Below are 19329 nucleotides of genomic sequence, written 5' to 3'. Positions count from 1 at the left end.
GCCTGAAACCGAAACTGGACTCGGTTATCGGTTTCGGGCATATTCCCTGATAATCACTCATTTCTTTAGTTTTCTGAACATAATCTTAAAATGAAAGGTCATTTTGACAGCTGCTGAATCCAAGTTGCCGTGTTATCTTGGGAAAATGTCAAAAACTAATCTAACAGGTTAATAGATTTCGGCGGTGTTTTTCTGTAAAATAAAAAATGGTTGCTTTACATACATGAGGAGTTGAAAAGATGAAATTGCACACTTTGCTGGAAGTATTGCCGTTCTACACAATCAAGGGCGATGACAATGACAATCCTGAAATTGCAAACTTAAAAAACCATCATAAAAAAGTTCAAAATGGTGATTTATTTTTTTGTATAAAAGGGTCTGATGTGGACAGCCATACTCTAGCAAAAGAAGCAGTTCTCTCCGGTGCAGCAGCTGTTGTTTCCGAACAGGAGCTGGATGTGGATGTGCCGGTGGTCATTGTGAAGGATTCCAGAAGGGTGATGGCGGTCCTATCATGCCGGTTTTATAACGAGCCTTCCAAACAGCTGAAGCTGATCGGAGTCACCGGTACGAATGGAAAGACAACGACCACCCACCTTATCGAAAGGATTTTCAGCACTAAGGGTGATAAAACAGGTTTAATCGGCACCTTATATGTGAAAACAGGAGATGAAGTGGCAGCAAGCAAGAATACGACACCCGACAGTCTTACTTTGCAGCAGCTTTTCCATGATTTTATCAAGTCAGGGGTCAAACAGGCAGTCATGGAGGTATCTTCCCATGCTTTGTATCAGGGACGGGTACACGGGTGTGACTTTGATGTAGCCGTCTTTACCAACATCACGCAGGATCATCTGGATTATCATCGAACGATGGAAGAATATAAGAGTGCAAAAAGCCTGCTGTTTTCCCAGCTTGGGAATTCTTTTGTGGAGGGTCAGCCAAAATTTTCCGTCATTAATCTCGATGATCCTTCTGCTGAATTCTTTATTCATGCAACGGCGGCTCATGTTATTACATATGGTCTCAATTCCAAGGCAGACTTTCATGCCAAGGATATTAACCTGCGCCACAACGGATCTTCCTTTACTATGGTCACGCCGAATGAAAGCATCGACATAAATATTCAACTGGCCGGGGAATTCAACATTTACAATGTTCTTGCCGCCGCTGCATCCGCATATATCTCTGGATTTTCATTAAAAGAGATCAAGTCTTCCATTCAATCTATCAAAGGGGTCAGCGGAAGGTTTGAACATGTGGAAGCCGGCCAGGATTTCTCGGTGATTGTTGACTATGCCCATACACCTGACAGCCTGGAAAATGTCTTAAAAACGATCGAAAGCATAACTGAGGAAAAGGTGATCGTTGTCGTGGGATGCGGAGGCGACAGGGATAAAACCAAAAGGCCGGTTATGGCACAAATCGCTTGCAATTATGGAGATAGAGTTATTTTCACTTCCGATAACCCCAGGAATGAAGACCCCATGAAAATCCTATCCGATATGACACAGGGTTTAAAGGACACAAATTATTGTGTCCTGGCTGACCGGGAGGAAGCTATAAACCATGCTGTTTCCATAGCGGGCAGGGGAGATGTGGTCCTCATAGCCGGCAAGGGCCATGAAGCTTATCAAATCATTGGAGACAGTGTTACGCAATTTGATGACAGAGAAGCTGCGAAGGCTGCAATTAAGAGGCTTCAATAATGCTGAGCTATGCAGATGTTGAGAAGTTCGTCTCTGAATCAAGGGGGATTAAGGAAAGCAGTCTTACCTTCTCTATTGTGACTGGAGAAACAACGGAAGATATGCCCGGGGGCCTCTTTATCCCTTCTTCGGACAGGGAACTGTTTGAGGCCATACATAAAGGAGCAATCGGATCTCTATGGCTGAAGGAGGCAGAATTGCCGGCCTGGCTGCCCAATCATTTTCCGCTATTTCTGACTGACAATCTAACAAATGCTGTACTAACGATTCTCGATCATTATTACTACAATACGAAACAAGAAGAGTGGGGAACGATGACAAAATTTATTTTTAAAGACGAAAAAAAGAATGAAGTTCATAAAATTTCCAATCAGCAACAATATTCAAGAACCTGGGATCTTGCTTATAAATCACTGCTGGCGAAGGGAGGGGAAATCAAGTAATGGATAATGTCATATTTTATACAATCATTATGGGGTTCCTTGTAACAGTTGTGCTCTCTCCCATCTTTATCCCGTTTCTGAGAAGGTTGAAATTCGGCCAGAGCATTAGGGAAGAAGGGCCAAAATCACATCAGAAGAAGTCAGGAACCCCAACAATGGGAGGGCTTGTATTCCTGTTGTCTATCATTATTACAACGTTATTCATAACAAGCAGATATTCAGAAATTGGTGCAGAAACCTTCCTGCTGCTTCTTGTAACAGCCGGCTTTGGTATCTTAGGATTTCTTGATGACTTCATCAAAGTGGTGATGAAGAGAAATCTCGGCCTGACTTCCAAACAAAAACTTGCCGGGCAAATTTTGATTTCAGCCATTTTCTTTTATATTTATCAGCAAAATGATTTTGCTTCGACTGTTTCCATTCCGTTGACAGATATCAGTGTCGACCTGGGATGGTTTTATGTGTTCTTCATCATTTTCTGGCTTGTCGGTTTTTCGAACGCAGTAAATTTAACAGATGGATTGGATGGACTGGTATCAGGTACATCCGCCATTGCATTCGGGGCTCTTGCAGTACTTGCTTGGAATCAATCTCAATATGATGTTTCTATCTTTGCGGTCGCTGTAGTCGGAGCTGTGCTCGGCTTCCTTGTCTTTAACGCGCATCCCGCAAAGGTATTTATGGGAGATACAGGGTCGCTTGCTCTGGGAGGGGCGATTGCAGCCATAGCTATCCTGACCAAGCTTGAAATTCTGCTGGTATTGATAGGCGGAGTTTTTGTAATTGAAACACTATCTGTCATTATTCAGGTGATTTCTTTCAAGACTACAGGGAAGCGGGTATTCAGAATGAGTCCGCTTCATCACCACTATGAACTAGTGGGCTGGTCTGAGTGGAGAGTCGTAGTGACTTTCTGGACGGTAGGACTGCTTTGTGCAGTATTAGGAATTTATATCGAGGTGTGGATCTAATTGAAAACAACACAAAAATTCAAACATAAAAAAGTACTGGTATTAGGGCTGGCAAAAAGCGGGGTCAGTGCGGCTTCGCTGCTGCATAAATTGGAAGCATTCGTAACTGTCAATGACAGGAAACCTTTTTCCGAAAACCCTGAAGCTCAAGGTCTTCTGCAGCAAGGGATCAAAGTCATCTGCGGGAGCCATCCGATAGAACTGCTGGATGAGGGGTTTGACTATATTGTCAAAAATCCCGGTATCCCTTATGACAATCCGCTTGTAAAAGGAGCTGCTGCAAAAGGTATTCCTGTGCTTACAGAAGTGGAACTTGCCTACTTGGTATCCGAGGCACCTTTTATTGGGATCACTGGGACAAACGGCAAGACAACCACAACGACGCTGGTATTTGAAATGCTGAACAAAGGCGGCAAACTGCCGTTAATTGCGGGGAATATCGGGACGGTTGCTTCTGAAGTAGCCCAGGAGGCGAAGGAAGAAAATAATATCGTCATTGAACTTTCTTCTTTTCAGCTGATGGGGATAGAATCTTTCCGTCCGAAGATCAGTATATTCATTAATCTCTATGAAGCGCACTTGGATTATCATGGTTCAATTGAAGATTATGCCAAAGCAAAAGCAAATATCACCGTTAATCAGACAGAAGCAGATTTCCTTGTCATCAATGCGGACCAGCCTGAGCTGGAAGAACTTCTAAGTTTCTCAAAGGCAGAAAAAATTTACTTTTCCACTAAGATGGTTCTTGAAAAAGGGGCAAGCATCATAAATGGTGCCATTTACTATAACAATGAAAAAATCATGGATACAGACTCGATCGCCCTCCCGGGAAAACATAACCTGGAAAACATCCTCTGTGCTGTCATAGCCGCAAAGGTAAGCGGTGTAGGGAATGAGGAGATAGAAGAGGTCCTGAAGACATTTACCGGTGTGAAGCACAGAACCCAATTCGTTCGTTCTTTGAATGGCAGATCGTTTTATAACGATTCTAAAGCTACAAATGTTTTGGCTGCAAAAAGTGCCCTGGAGGCATTTGAACAGCCGACAATCCTGCTGGCAGGCGGATTGGACAGGGGAAACAGCTTTGATGAACTCATTCCTTATATGGAAAATGTCAAAGCTCTGATCACTTTTGGGGAAACAGCTTCAAAGCTGATGAAGACTGCGGAAAGAGCAGGCATACAAACTGTGAAACATGTCGATAATGTAGAGGCTGCAGTACCTGCCGCTTATACGATTTCTGAAGAAGGTGATGTGATCCTGCTTTCTCCTGCATGCGCAAGCTGGGATCAATACCGTACTTTTGAAGTCCGCGGTGACATTTTTATAGATGAGGTGCATAAGCTTAAATAAGGGCTTGTCTATTTTGGAGCAATAAGAAGAACAACATTGTATTGACAGCAAAAATCAAAGGTTTTGATTGCTCGAAACGGCTCAAATAAGTCTATCGAGGTGTTAGAATTGCCTTTGAAAAAATCAACTCCCGACTTCATTTTGATTGTTGTAACACTATCACTGCTGGCCATCGGTCTTATTATGGTATACAGCGCGAGTGCTGTGTGGGCGGATTACAAATTCGACGATACCTTCTTCTTTGCCAAACGGCAGATGCTGTTCGCCGGAGTGGGAATATTGGCCATGTTCTTTATCATGAATGTTGATTACTGGACATGGAGGACTTGGGGGAAAGTGATCATTATTATCTGCTTTGTCCTTCTCGTAATGGTTCTGATTCCTGGAGTCGGGGTTCTCCGTAATGGTTCAAGAAGCTGGATTGGCGTCGGGGCATTCTCCATACAGCCTTCTGAATTTATGAAACTTGCCATGATTGCTTTTCTTGCAAAGTTTTTATCTGAAAATCAGAAGTACATAACCTCGTTCCGTAAGGGGCTTGTCCCTTCACTGCTCCTGGTATTTGTGGCTTTTGGCATGATTATGCTTCAGCCGGACTTAGGTACAGGAACAGTCATGGTCGGAACTGCAGTCGTTATGGTATTTATCGCAGGCGCAAAAATAAGCCATTTTGCCATGATGGGACTTGCTGGACTTGCAGGATTTGCAGCTCTGGTCCTGTCCGCTCCGTATCGAATCAAAAGGATCACCTCTTTTCTTGATCCGTGGGAAGACCCATTGGGCAGCGGATTTCAAATGATTCAGTCTTTGTACGCGATAGGGCCTGGTGGACTGCTTGGTCTCGGGCTGGGAGAAAGCAGGCAGAAATTCTTTTATTTACCAGAACCTCAAAACGATTTCATCTTTGCGATTCTGGCAGAGGAATTGGGGTTTATCGGCGGCAGCCTTGTCCTCTTGCTCTTCTCACTCCTTTTATGGAGGGGAATTAGGATTGCTCTAGGAGCTCCTGATTTGTACGGAAGTTTCCTCGCTGTCGGAATTGTTTCGATGATTGCCATCCAGGTCATGATTAATGTCGGAGTGGTCACCGGCTTAATGCCGGTGACTGGGATTACCCTTCCGTTCCTGAGTTATGGGGGATCTTCTTTAACACTGATGCTATTGGCGGTGGGTGTCCTTTTAAACATCAGCCGCTACGCCAGGTTATAACAGAAGCCTTCATTTAAAAAAACGATGTTATCCATCGTTCACTGAGCTTTTAAAATACAGGGTGATTGGAGTAAATCTTCAAAGCAAAGCCATAATCACAAAACTAGCTCAAAAAGAACCGAAACTCAGATGATTATGGGTTTCGGTTCTTTTTCAGAGGTTTGTCAATACAGGATAAGCTCTCTGGCAAAATTAATCATGTAACAAAACATCTTAGCTAATTTACAGTTCAATGACATTCTGATAATCAAAGCCCGCTGACGTTTAAAATATAGTAGTATAGGGAATACGCTGTAGAGCCTTGATTTTGTAAGGCTGAGCTGGTTATGATGACATTATCAGGAAAATTATGGAGGTATTTATCGCATAAGTTCATTTTCAAAGGGGATAGTGCGTCCCAAAATACAAAAAATAGAAAAATATTGCGAAAATAATGGTCTAACCTCTTTAATCATCTTTTCCCTTCATATAGAATAAAGGTATTGAATTAGAATATTTGCAGAGTTGATTCCATTGTCTGGGTCAATTAATAATAAGCATATATGAACATTAGGCTGTTCTCGCATATGTGTGGCTTATGGAAAGTATTTCAAATACCGGAAATTACCTTAGGATACTAGTTTTTCGCACTGAAGAAGAGACAAGCTCTTGCTTTCTTGCTTAACAGAATTTTTCCGGTTCATTAGGTCGCTATCTTTCGGAATAAAATAAATAACCAATAGCCGCAAAGTTATGGATAGAGCCTTACATAAAGAGAAAAGGACATCCCTTTTCCAGTCAGCGCAAAAAGAATGGCAGGTTTTCTAGACCAGTTTGGAAATGAATGCTGCTCCCGGCAGTGCCCATCAGGTGCTGATGGGCTGATAAGATGAGCAGAATAGATCTGCATGGACTTGCTGGAATGCCTGCCTTTTTGCTTCATGGTGAGATTATTGGAGGGGAAAGAAAAATATGGACAAAGGAAAAATTGTGTCCTTGGAGGAACGGATACCAAAACTGAAGCAGCACCGCAAGAAAAAGGCTAACCGGAGATTAACTTTTTTGTTATCACTCTTTCTTCTTTTGGTGCTGGCGGTTGTGTATTTTCAGTCCTCTTTAAGTCATGTGAAGGAAATAGAATTATCAGGAAACCAGTTAGTTTCTGATGAGTCCATACTTAAGGAGGTCTCGGTAGAAGAAGGCATGAATGTCTGGAGTGTTGACAGGTCGAAGGCAGAAGAAGAGCTTGGAGCCATTGCCGAGATAGCTGGAGCAGAAGTAAAGCTTAAGCTCCCTAACACAGTAACAATCCACGTCGATGAATTTGAAAAAGCCGCTTACCTGATCAATGAGAGCCGGTTCTATCCTATATTGGAAAATGGAGAGCTCCTGGAATCAAGGACTTTGGAAGTACTGCCGACGGACGCCCCGATTCTGACTGGCTTCAAAGAAGATAAGATTTTAAAAGAAATGGTTAGTGAACTTAACAATCTCCCTTCTGAGATCAAGAATTCAATTTCTGAAATCGTCCTGGCACCTAAGAAAACGGATCAGTACCATGTTTCATTGTATATGAATGACGGTTTTGAGGTCAGTGCTTCAATAAGGACTTTTTCTGAGAAAATGGTCCATTACCCTTCCATCGTCAGCCAGCTCGATGAATCAGCCAAAGGAGTCATCGACTTGGAAGTCGGCTCTTATTTCAGAGAATATGAAAAGGAAGGAGATCCTGCGGCCAATGAAAATGAAAGTGAAAGTTAAGCATGTCGTCCTCTCGCTGGTATGCCTGGTCCTTGGATTCATCCTTGCCTTCTCTTACAGTATTGCAAACTCTGAAAGGGAGGAAGGAACACGGATTACTGATGGGCAGTGGGAAAGGGAAGATGAGCTCCGCAGCCAGCTTATCGACCATCAGGAAAAAAATTCAAAATTACAGGAAGAAGTTTTTGAAAAACAGCAACAGGTCGTTGACATTGAAAAGGAATTGTCCCAGGAGAAACAGATTTACTTCAATCTTGCTGAGGACACTGAGAAGTACAGAATGTTTTTGGGAAAAGTAAAAGTTGAGGGACCGGGTGTCAGTGTGACTCTTTCGGATTCCCAATATAATGCTGATGATCCTAATGTCAACAACTATATCGTTCATGAACATCATGTATTTAAAGTGATTAACGAACTATATATTGCTGGAGCATCGGCTGTCGCAATAAACGGCCAAAGGCTTAAGCATGACTCTTATATCCTTTGCACCGGACCGGTTATCACAGTTGACGGGGTGGCCTCGGCTGCTCCATTTGAAATTACGGCTATCGGGGATACTGAAGTATTAGCATCAGCTTTGAACTTAACAGGCGGTGTGAAAGACCAATTAGTTAACGACAACATAGATTTCAGCCTCAGGAAAGAAAGCAAATTGATACTGGAGCCTGTGATCAGTGAATCGTGAACATAGTAACTCCTGTGCCGGGAACAAAGAAAGCAAGGTGAGCAAGAGTGGGCAATAAAGTGAGCTTTACTCTTATTACTTTGATTATCGGATTCATGGTGGCTGTCCAATTCCAGACTGTTCAAGAGCCGGTGATCAGGGATACCAGGGATATTTGGGAATTAAGAGAAGCGATACAAAATGAAAATGATGCAGCGGGCAGCCTTCTGCAAGAACTTCAGTCAATTAATGAAAAGCTGGAGAAATATGAAACGGAAAGACAGACAAGCCAGGAGCAGGCTTTAAGGGAGACATTGGATGAATTAAAGCAGGAAGCGGGCCTTCTGGAGAAAAGCGGGTCTGGATTGGTGCTGACAGTAGAACCTTCCACCGAAGAAATGCTGCTTGGCGTTAAAGTCCAATCGGTCTCCCCGGAACTTCTTGAAAGGTTGATCAATGAGTTGAATCGGTATGGTGCACAGGATATCTCCATTGATGGACACCGTCTAATCAATACGTCTGTAATCAGGGATATCAACGGCGAAACCAAAATAGATGGTTACCCGATCAATTCCATTCCGTTTGAAGTAAAGGTTCTGACATTGAATCAGGACAAAGCGGAAGATTTATATAACCGCATGCAGGTTTCCCGGGCAATAGAAGATTTTTTCATTGATAATCTCAGGGTCACTATCGGTCCTCCAATGGAAAACCTGACCGTTCCGGCTTACGGAGACACCATCAGGGTCCGCCATATGGAGCCTGTTATAGAAGGAGGGAGTTAACAGCATGTGGCTGCCCGTTTTAGGGTTGCTGCTAGGAGTGATCCTTGGATTGCTTACCGATATCAGGATTCCAGATGAATATTCGAATTACTTATCCATTGCGGTATTAGCAGCTCTCGATACATTGTTTGGTGGGATCAGAGCCCACCTCCAAAATATTTATGATGATAAAGTATTTGTCTCTGGTTTTTTCTTTAATATCATATTGGCTGCAAGTTTGGCTTTTCTAGGTGTCCATCTTGGTGTAGACTTGTATTTAGCAGCTGTTTTCGCTTTTGGTGTCAGGCTGTTCCAGAATATCGCGGTTATCCGCAGGATTTTGATAAGCAATTGGAGTGCTAATAGCGAAAAAAAAGAAAAAAATTGAAAATTTAAAAGGGAATCTTTTAAATGCGACGAATATTTTTATAAGATATATTCAAAATTCAACTTTAGTAAAGTTGTTGTTCTATAATGAATACTATTTGAAGGAGGTGCCACAGAGTGAACAGCAATGAAATTTTCGTAAGTCTAGACATCGGTACATCCACAGTTAAAGTGATCATCGGAGAAATGTCCAATGATTCCCTGAATATTATCGGTGTCGGAAATGTCAAATCTCAAGGAATCCGAAAAGGATCCATCGTAGATATCGATGAAACTGTTCAATCAATTAAAAAGGCCGTCGAGCAAGCGGAAAGGATGGTCGGAATAAATATTAACCAGGTAATCGTCGGGATTCCTGGAAACGGAGTCGCCCTCCAAACATGCCATGGTGTAGTGGCTGTATCAAGCGAGAACAGGGAAATTACAGATGAAGATGTGGCACGGGTTATGGAAGCTGCACAAGTCATCTCTATCCCTCCTGAAAGGGAAATTGTCAATGTCATTCCTAAACAATTCATTGTAGATGGCCTGGACGAAATCACTGACCCAAGAGGGATGATTGGTGTAAGGCTGGAAATGGAAGGAACAATCATAACAGGATCCAAAACACTTTTACATAATACACTGCGCTGTGTGGAAAAAGCCGGACTGGAGATCATGGATATTGTTCTGCAGCCGCTTGCCTCAGGCTCCATAGCCCTCTCCAAGGATGAACAAAGCCTTGGAGCGGCTTTGATCGATATAGGCGGAGGCTCGACAACCATCGCAGTCTTTGAACAAGGGCATATCAAAGCGGCTTCTGTCCTTCCGGTAGGCGGGGAGCATATCACTAAGGATTTATCGATCGGATTAAGGACTTCCACTGAGGATGCCGAAATGATCAAGGTGAAATATGGTCATGCCTTTTATGACCATGCATCCGAAGATGAGGTGTTCAGTGTACCGATTATCGGCAGTGATCAGCATCAACAATTTAATCAGCTTGAAATTTCTGATATTATAGAAGCTAGATTAGAAGAAATTTTCGATATCATCGGGCAAGAATTAAGAAGGATGGGTGTCCATGATCTGCCTGGCGGCTATGTGCTCACAGGCGGCATTGCCAACCTTCCAGGAGTGCTCGAGCTGTCACAGCTGGTCTTCCAGAACCGTGTCAGAGTAGCTGTCCCTGATTATATCGGCGTTCGTGAACCACAATATACAACGTCTGTCGGGTTGATTAAATATGCTCATAAGAATGCTAGATTACAAGGCAGAAGCGTCAGTACGTCCCCTGTTCCTGCCGAACCTGCTGAAAAGCGCAATACAAAGAAACCTGAACAGACAGAAAAGCCAAAACCAAAACCAAAAACGGACAAGCCAGACGACGAAAAAGTGTCATCAAAAATGAAGAAGTTTTTCGGCTACTTTTTTGAATAGTTTCAAATAGGTTGAGAATCGAGGAATTAGGAGGATGTTTCATGTTAGAGTTTGATACAAATTTAGATTCATTAGCCACCATTAAAGTAATCGGAGTAGGAGGCGGCGGAAATAACGCCGTCAATCGAATGATTGAGCATGGTGTACAAGGAGTAGAATTCATAGCGGTCAATACTGATGCCCAGGCACTTAACTTGTCCAAAGCTGAGATCAAGATGCAAATCGGCGGCAAACTGACAAGAGGACTTGGAGCGGGTGCTAATCCAGAGGTCGGCAAGAAGGCTGCCGAAGAAAGCAAAGAGCAGATTGAGGAAGCACTGAAGGGTGCGGACATGGTTTTCGTAACTGCAGGAATGGGCGGCGGTACAGGAACTGGTGCAGCTCCTGTCATTGCAAGTATTGCACGTGAAATCGGTGCCTTGACTGTTGGTGTTGTTACACGTCCGTTTACCTTTGAAGGACGTAAACGTTCCACACAAGCAAGCGGAGGAATCGGGGCAATGAAAGAAGCAGTGGATACTTTGATCGTCATTCCCAATGACCGTCTGCTTGAAATTGTCGATAAGAGTACTCCAATGCTTGAAGCGTTCCGTGAAGCTGATAATGTTTTACGACAAGGTGTTCAAGGTATTTCCGATTTGATAGCTACACCAGGACTGATTAACCTCGATTTTGCAGATGTGAAAACGATCATGTCCAATAAAGGATCTGCCTTAATGGGAATCGGTGCCGCTTCTGGTGAAAACCGTGCTACCGAGGCAGCGAAGAAAGCCATTTCCAGTCCATTGCTTGAAACGTCTCTTGATGGTGCTCAAGGTGTCCTCATGAATATAACAGGAGGAACGAACCTTTCCCTCTATGAAGTTCAGGAAGCGGCAGATATCGTAGCATCTGCATCAGATCAGGAAGTGAATATGATCTTCGGTTCTGTCATCAATGAAGAATTGAAAGATGATATCGTGGTTACTGTCATTGCAACTGGTTTCAATGAAGAAGCTGTCCAGCCAAAACCGTCAAGACCATCTTTCGGCGGGATGAAACCTTCCAGTAATAATACAAGCCAGCCAGCACCAAAACGTGAGCCGAAGAGGGAGGAGCCTCAGCAGCAAGAGCCTTCCCGTTCAAGCGGACAGGGAGTGGAGGAAACATTGGATATTCCAACGTTCCTAAGAAATCGCAACCGCCGCAGATAAATAAATTGTATATATGTGACCCAAGGAATCTTCCTTGGGTCTTTTTGTGTTTTGAAAAAAGTTCTGCGTCGATTGCGAATTTGCATCTAGAACAAACATGAGCCATATTTTTATAAAAGTATTTTGACAATATTCGAACGAGAGTATGAAAAGTTTCACTTCATTCCTTACAGAAAGTGACACACTTCATGAGAGTATGTACGATATACTTCTCGTAACAGTCGGAAATAGAGCAAAAGGAGGGAAGAGATTGGTTCTGTATTTAGATGTCATTTGGCTATTAAATTTTTTGATAGACAGCATTCTGCTGGTAATGACTGCAGTGTTTTTAAAAAGACATCTAATATGGTGGAGGATTTTTTTAGGAGGGTTCATAGGGTCTTTAATCGTGTTATTTTCCTTTACATCTTATGCCCATATAAGTGGACATCCGTTGATGAAACTCATTTTTTCGATGATCATGGTTTTTACTGCTTTTGGCTTCAAGCGGTTTCGATTCTACGCAGGAAATTTGCTGATGCTCTATTTTTCAACATTCCTGACCGGTGGCATATTGATTGGTGTTCATTACTTTCTAAGATTCGATAACAGTCTTCAGTCCTCTATGTTCCTGGCGAGCGTAAAAGGTTTTGGTGATCCAATCAGCTGGGTCTTTGTCATGTTTGCCTTACCGGCTTCCTGGTACTTTGCCCGCAATCGCATAAATAGCATTGAAACCGTTAAAATCCAGTACGATGAGCTTGTGGAAGTCGAAATCGAGATTAATGGGTTGAAACTACAATTAAAAGGTCTGGTGGACAGCGGTAACCAATTATATGACCCCTTAAGCAAGAGCCCTGTCATGCTGATTTCTACTGAAAAGCTTGAAGGAAGAGTACCTGAAGATATTCTTCATTTATCTGAAGATAATGATCGCTTTATGAGCGGGGATCATTCTCTTCCTCCGCAATGGGAAGAACGGGTGCGGTTTGTTCCGGCCCAATCAATTGGAAAAAAGAATCAGCTGCTCATTGCCTATAAGCCGGATTCAATCTTGATTAGAAAAGGAAAAGAGGTCTGGGGGTGCCCCAAAGGCCTGATAGTCTTTCAAGGAATTGCCTTCTCTGCTGATGACACCTTCAATTGCATAGTACATCCTAAGATGCTGTCTTCATCGCCGCTGCAGTACGTTTCTTAATACATTGCCACTATTACTATACTCACAATTCACCAAAATAGAAGGGGGAAATACATTGAAAAATTTACGGCTGAGACTTACATATTATTGGTATAAGCTTCTGATAAAATTGGGGCTGAAGACAGATGAGATCTACTATATTGGCGGCAGTGAAGCCTTGCCTCCGCCTCTGACTAAAGAAGAAGAAGAGGTACTCTTGAAAAAGCTTCCTAACGGTGATAAGACGGCTCGCTCATTACTTATAGAAAGAAATCTGAGGCTTGTTGTTTACATTGCAAGGAAGTTTGAAAATACAGGGATCAATATTGAAGACCTTATCAGTATTGGCACTATCGGGCTGATTAAGGCGGTTAATACGTTTAACCCCGAAAAAAAGATTAAATTGGCCACCTATGCTTCCAGATGCATTGAAAATGAAATCCTCATGTACCTTAGGAGAAATAATAAAATCCGTTCTGAAGTATCCTTTGATGAACCATTGAACATTGACTGGGATGGAAATGAACTTCTACTCTCCGATGTTTTGGGGACGGAAGAAGATATCATTACCAAAGACCTGGAAGCTACGGTTGACAGAAAGCTTCTGTTTAATGCCCTGACGGAACTATCGGACAGGGAAAAGCAGATCATGGAACTTCGTTTTGGGTTGATGGGTGGAGAAGAAAAAACACAAAAAGATGTTGCCGATATGCTGGGGATTTCTCAATCGTATATATCCAGGTTGGAAAAAAGAATCATTAAGAGGTTGAAAAAGGAATTTAATAAAATGGTATAACATACCTTGGCAGCGATTCTAATAAGAATCGCTTTTTTTTTATGGAGATTTCTTCTGATTCGTAAAAAAGCTTCAAGACCTGTTCCATCGGGTACAGCCCCCCTTTATTACTTATTTATCTAAAAGATCAAAAGAGTAAAATATTGTATTCCCAAAAAAAATTTAGCTCATTCAACACTTGTCCTGTCTGGATTGGAGGTATTTCCATGTCTTGGAGGGCGATTCTAATATGCATATTTTTTCCTCCTGCGGAGATACTGATTTTTGTACAGCAACTCCTGTAAGGAGGGAAAGAATTTGACACGAAATAAAGTGGAAATCTGTGGTGTAGACACCTCGAAACTTCCTGTTCTCAAGAATGAAGAGATGAGGAAACTCTTTCGGGAAATGCAGGCTGGAGATATATCAGCCAGAGAAAAACTTGTAAATGGGAACCTTCGTCTTGTCCTTAGTGTCATTCAAAGGTTCAATAATCGCGGAGAATACGTAGATGATCTTTTCCAAGTGGGTTGTATCGGTTTAATGAAGTCGATTGACAATTTCGACTTGGGGCAGAATGTCCGGTTTTCTACATATGCCGTGCCTATGATAATCGGAGAAATTCGACGTTATTTGAGGGATAATAATCCGATCAGAGTATCAAGGTCACTCAGGGATATAGCCTATAAGGCTCTGCAGGTGCGCGAGAGGCTTATGGGTGAAACTTCCAAAGAACCGACAGCAGAGGAAATCGCCAAGGTGCTGGATGTTCCTCACGAGGACATAGTCTTCGCAATGGATGCAATTCAGGATCCTGTATCATTGTTTGAACCGATCTATAACGATGGCGGCGACCCTATCTTTGTGATGGACCAGCTGAGTGATGAAAAAAACAGGGACCATACCTGGATAGAAGAAATTGCTCTTCAAGAAGGTATGAGAAGATTGAATGACAGGGAAAAAATGATCATCCGCAAGAGATTCTTCCAAGGAAAAACCCAAATGGAAGTGGCAGAAGAAATCGGTATTTCCCAAGCTCAGGTTTCCAGGCTTGAAAAAGCAGCAATCAAACAAATGAATAAAAATATCCAGTAAAGGGTCATGCCCCTTAAGCAAGACGGGGCATGACCCCCTTTTATTTTGCATATATTGACTATAAGACTTCTAGGAAAGAGGGAGAGAGATGGTCAGGATATCAGAATTTCAAGTGAAAGATGTAGTCAGTATTTCAGACGGCCGTAAACTGGGGAATATTGCCGATATAGAGATTAATCTGGATACAGGAAGAATTGAAGCCATTGTTATAGGCAGAAATGGAAAGCTGCTCGGTTTCTTTGGCAAGGAAGAAGATGTCGTCATCCCTTGGACATCCATTGTCAAAATCGGTGAAGATGTTATCCTCGTCCGCCATAAAGATAATCATTATCTTCAGGCTCAATTGGAGGAACCCAAAAAACAATAAGCGGACGGATGAATTGTGACGATATAGAGGGTTTTATGGTAGACTATAGAAAAAGGAAGGAGACTTTTGCAATGACAGATAGTTTTATCAAAGCAGATGATCTACTATTCTCCCTTCCTCAATGGGAAAGTCTCCTGCCGGGGCTAAAAGCGGGAATTACAAGGAAACAAAGCGGATTCAGCAAGGGTGCATATCAATCATTGAATATGGGCCTTCATGTCTCTGATGATAAGGATCATGTCTCCAAAAATAGGAAGAAGGCGGCGGACAGGATAGGGTTTCCTTTAAATTTATGGGTATGCTCAGAACAAACTCATAGCAGTAACATCCAGTGGGTAACAGAAAAACATGGTGGGAGCGGCACGCTCAATTATTCAGACAGCATCCGGGATACGGACGGCCTGATTACAAATGTGCCCAATCTGCTGCTAACAATGTGTTATGCCGACTGTGTTCCGATTTACTTCCTTTACCCAGAGGGCAGATTCATTGGGGTTGCCCATGCAGGGTGGAAAGGAACTGTGCTGAATATAGCCGGTAAAATGATTGAAGAGTTTAAACGAGCAGGGGCAGACCCTGCTGACATACAAGTGGCAATTGGTCCTTCGATTTGCAGGAAATGCTACCAGGTGGACGACAGAGTTATTGACAAAGTTGAAAAACTGCTGGAAGATTGTGATGAAAAGCCATATAATCTTAAATATAAAGGACAGTATGAATTGGATCTGAAAAAGGCAAATGAACTTGTCCTCCAAAACAACGGAGTTCCCTCAGAAAATATATCAATTTCCCTGCTTTGTACAGTGTGTGAACAAGAGGAATTCTTTTCCCACAGGCGGGATAATGGAAAGACCGGCAGAATGATGAGTTTTATTGGCTGGAAGGAGTGACTTCTATGGATGTACGAGATAAACTTGGACTCCTCAATGAAAAAATAAAGAAAGCTTGCGATGCTTCCGGCAGAAACCCGGAGGATATAACAGTCGTTGCCGTTACTAAATATGTCTCCAATGAGAGGGCTCAGGAAGCTTTGGAAGCCGGGCTTAACCATCTTGGCGAAAATAGGGATGAGGGCCTTGATTCCAAATGGGAGTACTTAAAGGACAAGCCTGTATGGCACTTTATTGGCAGCCTTCAATCACGCAAAGTGAAAAATATAATAGACAAGGTCACATACATACATTCGCTTGACCGTCACTCGCTGGCAAAAGAAATTGATAAACGTGCAGAAAAACCTGTATCCTGTTTTGTGCAGGTCAACATATCGGGTGAAGAATCGAAGCAGGGGCTTCCCCCTCAAGAAGTGGGGTCCTTTATTGAAGGGTTAAGTCAATATGAAAACATTAAAGTGGCAGGATTGATGACCATGATGCCGAATATAGACGACGAAGCGGAGTTAAGGGGATACTTCAGGAAAATGAAGCACCTGCAGACAGAGATTGCTGAAATGAACCTGAAACACGCACCATGCCAGGAACTTTCAATGGGAATGTCGAATGATTTCATGATAGCTATTGAAGAGGGAGCCACCTTTATACGGGTAGGCACTGCCCTTGTAGGAGAAGATTAAAAGGAGGCAGACAAGTGGGGATCAAGTCAAAGTTCAAGAACTTTTTTCTGCTGGACGAGGAAGAATATGACCAGGAACAGAGTCATAATGAAGAACAATATGAGGAGACGCTGCCCTTGAAGCAACAACAGCCTTCATCATCGAAACAAAATGTTGTCAGTCTGCAAAGTGTCCAAAAGGCATCAAAGATGATTATAGTAGAGCCGAGAGTCTATGCAGAAGCTCAGGAAATAGCGGATCATTTAAAGAACCGAAGAGCAATTGTTGTGAACCTGCAAAGAATTCAGCATGACCAGGCCAAGCGTATTGTCGACTTTTTAAGCGGGACCGTATATGCTCTCGGCGGCGATATCCAAAGGATCGGCAGCAACATCTTCCTATGCACTCCGGACAATGTCGAAGTTGCAGGGAATATCTCCGAGTTCCTACAAGAAGAAGATAACCATAATACAAGGTGGTAGTGTGATGGAATTTATTTTTTTAGTACTCTACAAATTAGTGGAATACTACTCTTATGCTTTAATTATTTATATACTTATGTCTTGGTTTCCAAATGCTCGGGAAACGGGTATTGGTAAATTTTTAGCCACTATTTGTGAGCCTTATCTTGAACCTTTTCGTAAAATTGTCCCTTCAATTGGCATGATTGATATATCTCCAATTGTTGCTTTTCTAGTATTGGGTATGGCTAGAACTGGAATATGGCAGTTATCTATGTGGTTTTAGTCATTTTTTTATCTTACTAGGAGGGGGTCTTAAAAAGGCTCCCTTTTTCTCTTGAGGATATTTTCATGTCGGGGCTGTTTAAAGTACTTCCACTTTGTATGCAGGCGTAGCCAAGGAGTCGTCCGTCTGGAGCAGAAATCCATTATTTCTCAATAGCCGCAATCTTTGCGAAAACAGCGTTCAAAAAAGAACTCTCGATGAACTTTTCCCCATGGCTCCGCTTCTAGCATAAGCGTCAGAGGTTTGAGCCAAATGAAACATTGAGTATTGGGCGACTGTGACAGGTAAGCATTAGTTCATTTATAGTGTTTCATATTTTTCCATAATAAAAAGAAGGTGTAAAGGTGACATCCATTTATCAACACTTTAGAAAAGACGAGAAAGAATTTATTGATAACGTTATTGGATGGCGTGAATATGTAGAGAATTCATATTCTCCTAAAGTTACGGACTTTTTAGATCCAAGACAGCAGCATATACTAAAAGCTATAATAGGAACAAATAATGATATTAAAATTAGCTTCTATCCTGAAACTGCTTCCATTGAAAGGAAGAGAGCGATATTATATCCTGGCTATTATGAGCCTTCTCCTTCAGATTACGCAGTTTCAATTTATGAAATACAGTATGCCAAGAAATTTGTTACTCTTGAGCACCGGCAGATCCTCGGTTCTCTGATGTCCATTGGATTAAAAAGAGAAAAATTCGGGGATATCCTCATGGACGGGGACCGAATTCAGTTAATGATTGCTTCTGAGATTGGGGACTATGTAGAAGCGAATTTCAGTGAGGCTGGCAGAAGTAAGATAGCCCTGCAGAAAGTTCCTTTTGAGAATATGATTACTTCTTCAGAAGAATGGCGGGAAGTCATCACGACGGCAAGCTCCCTGCGCCTTGATGTGATCCTTTCCGCTTTGTACAACATTTCCAGGCAGAAAGTCCAGACCTTGATTACAGGTGGAGCCGTAAAGGTAAACTGGAGAGTAATAGAGGCGGCGGCTTTTGAAGTTGGCGAAGGAGATGTCTTTTCCATGAGAGGTTTCGGAAGAAGCAAACTGCTTTCGATAGAAGGCAGGACAAAAAAGGACAAAATCCGGATCGCTGCCGGCATCTTGAAATAAATTTTCGAAAAATAAAGGGAAATTCCCACAAACTGTCGAAAATTCAGTTATAATAGGAAAAGCAATACTACTTAGAGATGGAGGTGGCATTATGCCTTTAACGCCGTTGGATATACATAACAAAGAATTCAGTCGCGGTTTCCGCGGTTATGATGAAGATGAAGTGAATGAGTTTCTTGATCAGATCATTAAGGATTACGAGATTCTCCTTCGCGAGAAAAAAGAGCTGGAAGAAACTCTTGGATCGATGAATGAGCGTCTGGGCCACTTCACTAACATTGAAGAGACATTGAACAAATCAATCGTCATTGCTCAAGAAGCCGGGGAAGAAGTCCGCCGCAATGCTTCTAAAGAAGCTAAGCTGATTGTGAAGGAAGCAGAGAAGAATGCTGACAGAATCGTCAATGAGTCACTTTCCAAGGCTAGAAAAATCGCCATGGAAATCGAGGAGTTGAAAAAACAGTCGAAAGTCTTCAGGACACGCTTCAAGATGCTTATCGAGGCACAACTTGATCTGCTGAGCAGTGATGACTGGGACCAAATCATGGAATTTGAAATCGATGCTACAGATTTAAAGACATTAAAAGAAGAAGATTCCTTGACGAAATAAGATTATATTTCATATAATGGATTTTACAATTATACTGCAGCGCAATGAAAGGGACAG

Annotated in this window: 21 protein-coding genes and 1 other annotated feature (1 of these 22 only partly in view); all 21 genes read left to right on the top strand. The window is 42.4% G+C overall.

The features are described from left to right. Nucleotides 1–239: 239 nt before the first annotated feature. Complete coding sequence (locus tag FZC78_RS13680) at nt 240–1709, top strand: UDP-N-acetylmuramoyl-L-alanyl-D-glutamate--2,6-diaminopimelate ligase (RefSeq protein WP_148940309.1); 1470 nt, start codon at nt 240–242, stop codon at nt 1707–1709. Then, nucleotides 1709–2152, top strand: coding sequence for a hypothetical protein (locus tag FZC78_RS13675; RefSeq protein WP_148940308.1), 444 nt, complete (start codon nt 1709–1711; stop codon nt 2150–2152). Before FZC78_RS13680 ends, FZC78_RS13675 begins: the two co-directional genes overlap by 1 nt. Continuing rightward, on the top strand, nt 2152–3123 hold the full coding sequence (gene mraY, locus FZC78_RS13670; protein ID WP_148940306.1) for a phospho-N-acetylmuramoyl-pentapeptide-transferase: 972 nt from the start codon (nt 2152–2154) through the stop codon (nt 3121–3123). Before FZC78_RS13675 ends, mraY begins: the two co-directional genes overlap by 1 nt. Beyond that, nucleotides 3124–4476 (top strand): UDP-N-acetylmuramoyl-L-alanine--D-glutamate ligase, encoded by a 1353-nt coding sequence (gene murD, locus FZC78_RS13665; protein ID WP_148940304.1) that lies wholly within the window; start codon nt 3124–3126, stop codon nt 4474–4476. A 108-nt stretch (nt 4477–4584) separates the two neighbouring features. Beyond that, nucleotides 4585–5685, top strand: coding sequence for a stage V sporulation protein E (spoVE, locus tag FZC78_RS13660; protein WP_148940302.1), 1101 nt, complete (start codon nt 4585–4587; stop codon nt 5683–5685). Between the two features lie 951 nt (nt 5686–6636). After that, nucleotides 6637–7425 carry a cell division protein FtsQ/DivIB gene (locus FZC78_RS13655; RefSeq protein ID WP_148940301.1) on the top strand — a complete coding sequence of 263 codons (789 nt, stop codon included), beginning with the start codon at nt 6637–6639 and terminating at the stop codon, nt 7423–7425. Further along, on the top strand, nt 7403–8110 hold the full coding sequence (locus FZC78_RS13650; protein WP_148940299.1) for a DUF881 domain-containing protein: 708 nt from the start codon (nt 7403–7405) through the stop codon (nt 8108–8110). Before FZC78_RS13655 ends, FZC78_RS13650 begins: the two co-directional genes overlap by 23 nt. Nucleotides 8111–8157: 47 nt before the next feature. Continuing rightward, on the top strand, nt 8158–8874 hold the full coding sequence (locus tag FZC78_RS13645) for a DUF881 domain-containing protein (protein ID WP_252183616.1): 717 nt from the start codon (nt 8158–8160) through the stop codon (nt 8872–8874). A gap of 4 nt (nt 8875–8878) precedes the next feature. Further along, nucleotides 8879–9241 (top strand): small basic family protein, encoded by a 363-nt coding sequence (locus FZC78_RS13640; protein ID WP_148940297.1) that lies wholly within the window; start codon nt 8879–8881, stop codon nt 9239–9241. A 116-nt stretch (nt 9242–9357) separates the two neighbouring features. After that, nucleotides 9358–10659: a cell division protein FtsA gene (gene ftsA, locus FZC78_RS13635; protein WP_148940295.1), complete on the top strand. Its 1302-nt coding sequence runs from the start codon at nt 9358–9360 to the stop codon at nt 10657–10659. 41 nt (nt 10660–10700) lie between these two features. Further along, entirely contained in the window at nt 10701–11852 is a 1152-nt protein-coding gene (gene ftsZ / locus FZC78_RS13630) for a cell division protein FtsZ (protein WP_148940293.1), read from the top strand. 250 nt (nt 11853–12102) lie between these two features. After that, the gene (spoIIGA, locus tag FZC78_RS13625; RefSeq protein ID WP_187444935.1) at nt 12103–13029 is read left to right on the top strand and encodes a sigma-E processing peptidase SpoIIGA; all 927 of its coding nucleotides are present in this window, start codon (nt 12103–12105) and stop codon (nt 13027–13029) included. A gap of 55 nt (nt 13030–13084) precedes the next feature. Further along, a complete protein-coding gene (sigE, locus tag FZC78_RS13620) occupies nt 13085–13804 on the top strand; it encodes an RNA polymerase sporulation sigma factor SigE (protein WP_148940292.1) in 720 nt (239 codons plus the stop codon). Between the two features lie 297 nt (nt 13805–14101). Then, complete coding sequence (sigG, locus tag FZC78_RS13615; RefSeq protein ID WP_148940290.1) at nt 14102–14878, top strand: RNA polymerase sporulation sigma factor SigG; 777 nt, start codon at nt 14102–14104, stop codon at nt 14876–14878. Between the two features lie 88 nt (nt 14879–14966). After that, entirely contained in the window at nt 14967–15245 is a 279-nt protein-coding gene (locus tag FZC78_RS13610; RefSeq protein WP_113929821.1) for a YlmC/YmxH family sporulation protein, read from the top strand. Nucleotides 15246–15316: 71 nt separating this feature from the next. Next, entirely contained in the window at nt 15317–16135 is an 819-nt protein-coding gene (pgeF, locus tag FZC78_RS13605; protein WP_148940288.1) for a peptidoglycan editing factor PgeF, read from the top strand. Between the two features lie 5 nt (nt 16136–16140). Beyond that, nucleotides 16141–16815: a YggS family pyridoxal phosphate-dependent enzyme gene (locus FZC78_RS13600; RefSeq protein WP_148940286.1), complete on the top strand. Its 675-nt coding sequence runs from the start codon at nt 16141–16143 to the stop codon at nt 16813–16815. 14 nt (nt 16816–16829) lie between these two features. Continuing rightward, nucleotides 16830–17276 carry a cell division protein SepF gene (locus FZC78_RS13595; RefSeq protein ID WP_148940284.1) on the top strand — a complete coding sequence of 149 codons (447 nt, stop codon included), beginning with the start codon at nt 16830–16832 and terminating at the stop codon, nt 17274–17276. Between the two features lie 4 nt (nt 17277–17280). Further along, nucleotides 17281–17541, top strand: coding sequence for a YggT family protein (locus FZC78_RS13590; RefSeq protein ID WP_148940282.1), 261 nt, complete (start codon nt 17281–17283; stop codon nt 17539–17541). A 344-nt stretch (nt 17542–17885) separates the two neighbouring features. Beyond that, a complete protein-coding gene (locus FZC78_RS13585) occupies nt 17886–18662 on the top strand; it encodes an RNA-binding protein (RefSeq protein ID WP_148940280.1) in 777 nt (258 codons plus the stop codon). A 91-nt stretch (nt 18663–18753) separates the two neighbouring features. Then, complete coding sequence (locus FZC78_RS13580; RefSeq protein WP_113929827.1) at nt 18754–19272, top strand: DivIVA domain-containing protein; 519 nt, start codon at nt 18754–18756, stop codon at nt 19270–19272. A 35-nt stretch (nt 19273–19307) separates the two neighbouring features. Further along, nucleotides 19308–19329, top strand: a binding site (T-box leader) (it continues 211 nt past the right edge of the window).

This window comes from Rossellomorea vietnamensis, from assembly GCF_008180415.1.
In the GTDB taxonomy this organism is placed as follows: domain Bacteria; phylum Bacillota; class Bacilli; order Bacillales; family Bacillaceae_B; genus Rossellomorea; species Rossellomorea vietnamensis_C.
This window is presented reverse-complemented; position numbering and strand designations above follow the sequence as displayed.

Coding starts and splice junctions, on each gene's coding strand:
- FZC78_RS13680 (WP_148940309.1), top strand. CDS start 240: ATGAAATTGCACACTTTGCTGGAAGTATTGCCGTTCTACACAATCAAG.
- FZC78_RS13675 (WP_148940308.1), top strand. CDS start 1,709: ATGCTGAGCTATGCAGATGTTGAGAAGTTCGTCTCTGAATCAAGGGGG.
- mraY (WP_148940306.1), top strand. CDS start 2,152: ATGGATAATGTCATATTTTATACAATCATTATGGGGTTCCTTGTAACA.
- FZC78_RS13655 (WP_148940301.1), top strand. CDS start 6,637: ATGGACAAAGGAAAAATTGTGTCCTTGGAGGAACGGATACCAAAACTG.
- FZC78_RS13650 (WP_148940299.1), top strand. CDS start 7,403: ATGAAAATGAAAGTGAAAGTTAAGCATGTCGTCCTCTCGCTGGTATGC.
- FZC78_RS13640 (WP_148940297.1), top strand. CDS start 8,879: ATGTGGCTGCCCGTTTTAGGGTTGCTGCTAGGAGTGATCCTTGGATTG.
- ftsZ (WP_148940293.1), top strand. CDS start 10,701: ATGTTAGAGTTTGATACAAATTTAGATTCATTAGCCACCATTAAAGTA.
- FZC78_RS13610 (WP_113929821.1), top strand. CDS start 14,967: ATGGTCAGGATATCAGAATTTCAAGTGAAAGATGTAGTCAGTATTTCA.
- pgeF (WP_148940288.1), top strand. CDS start 15,317: ATGACAGATAGTTTTATCAAAGCAGATGATCTACTATTCTCCCTTCCT.
- FZC78_RS13600 (WP_148940286.1), top strand. CDS start 16,141: ATGGATGTACGAGATAAACTTGGACTCCTCAATGAAAAAATAAAGAAA.
- FZC78_RS13590 (WP_148940282.1), top strand. CDS start 17,281: ATGGAATTTATTTTTTTAGTACTCTACAAATTAGTGGAATACTACTCT.
- FZC78_RS13580 (WP_113929827.1), top strand. CDS start 18,754: ATGCCTTTAACGCCGTTGGATATACATAACAAAGAATTCAGTCGCGGT.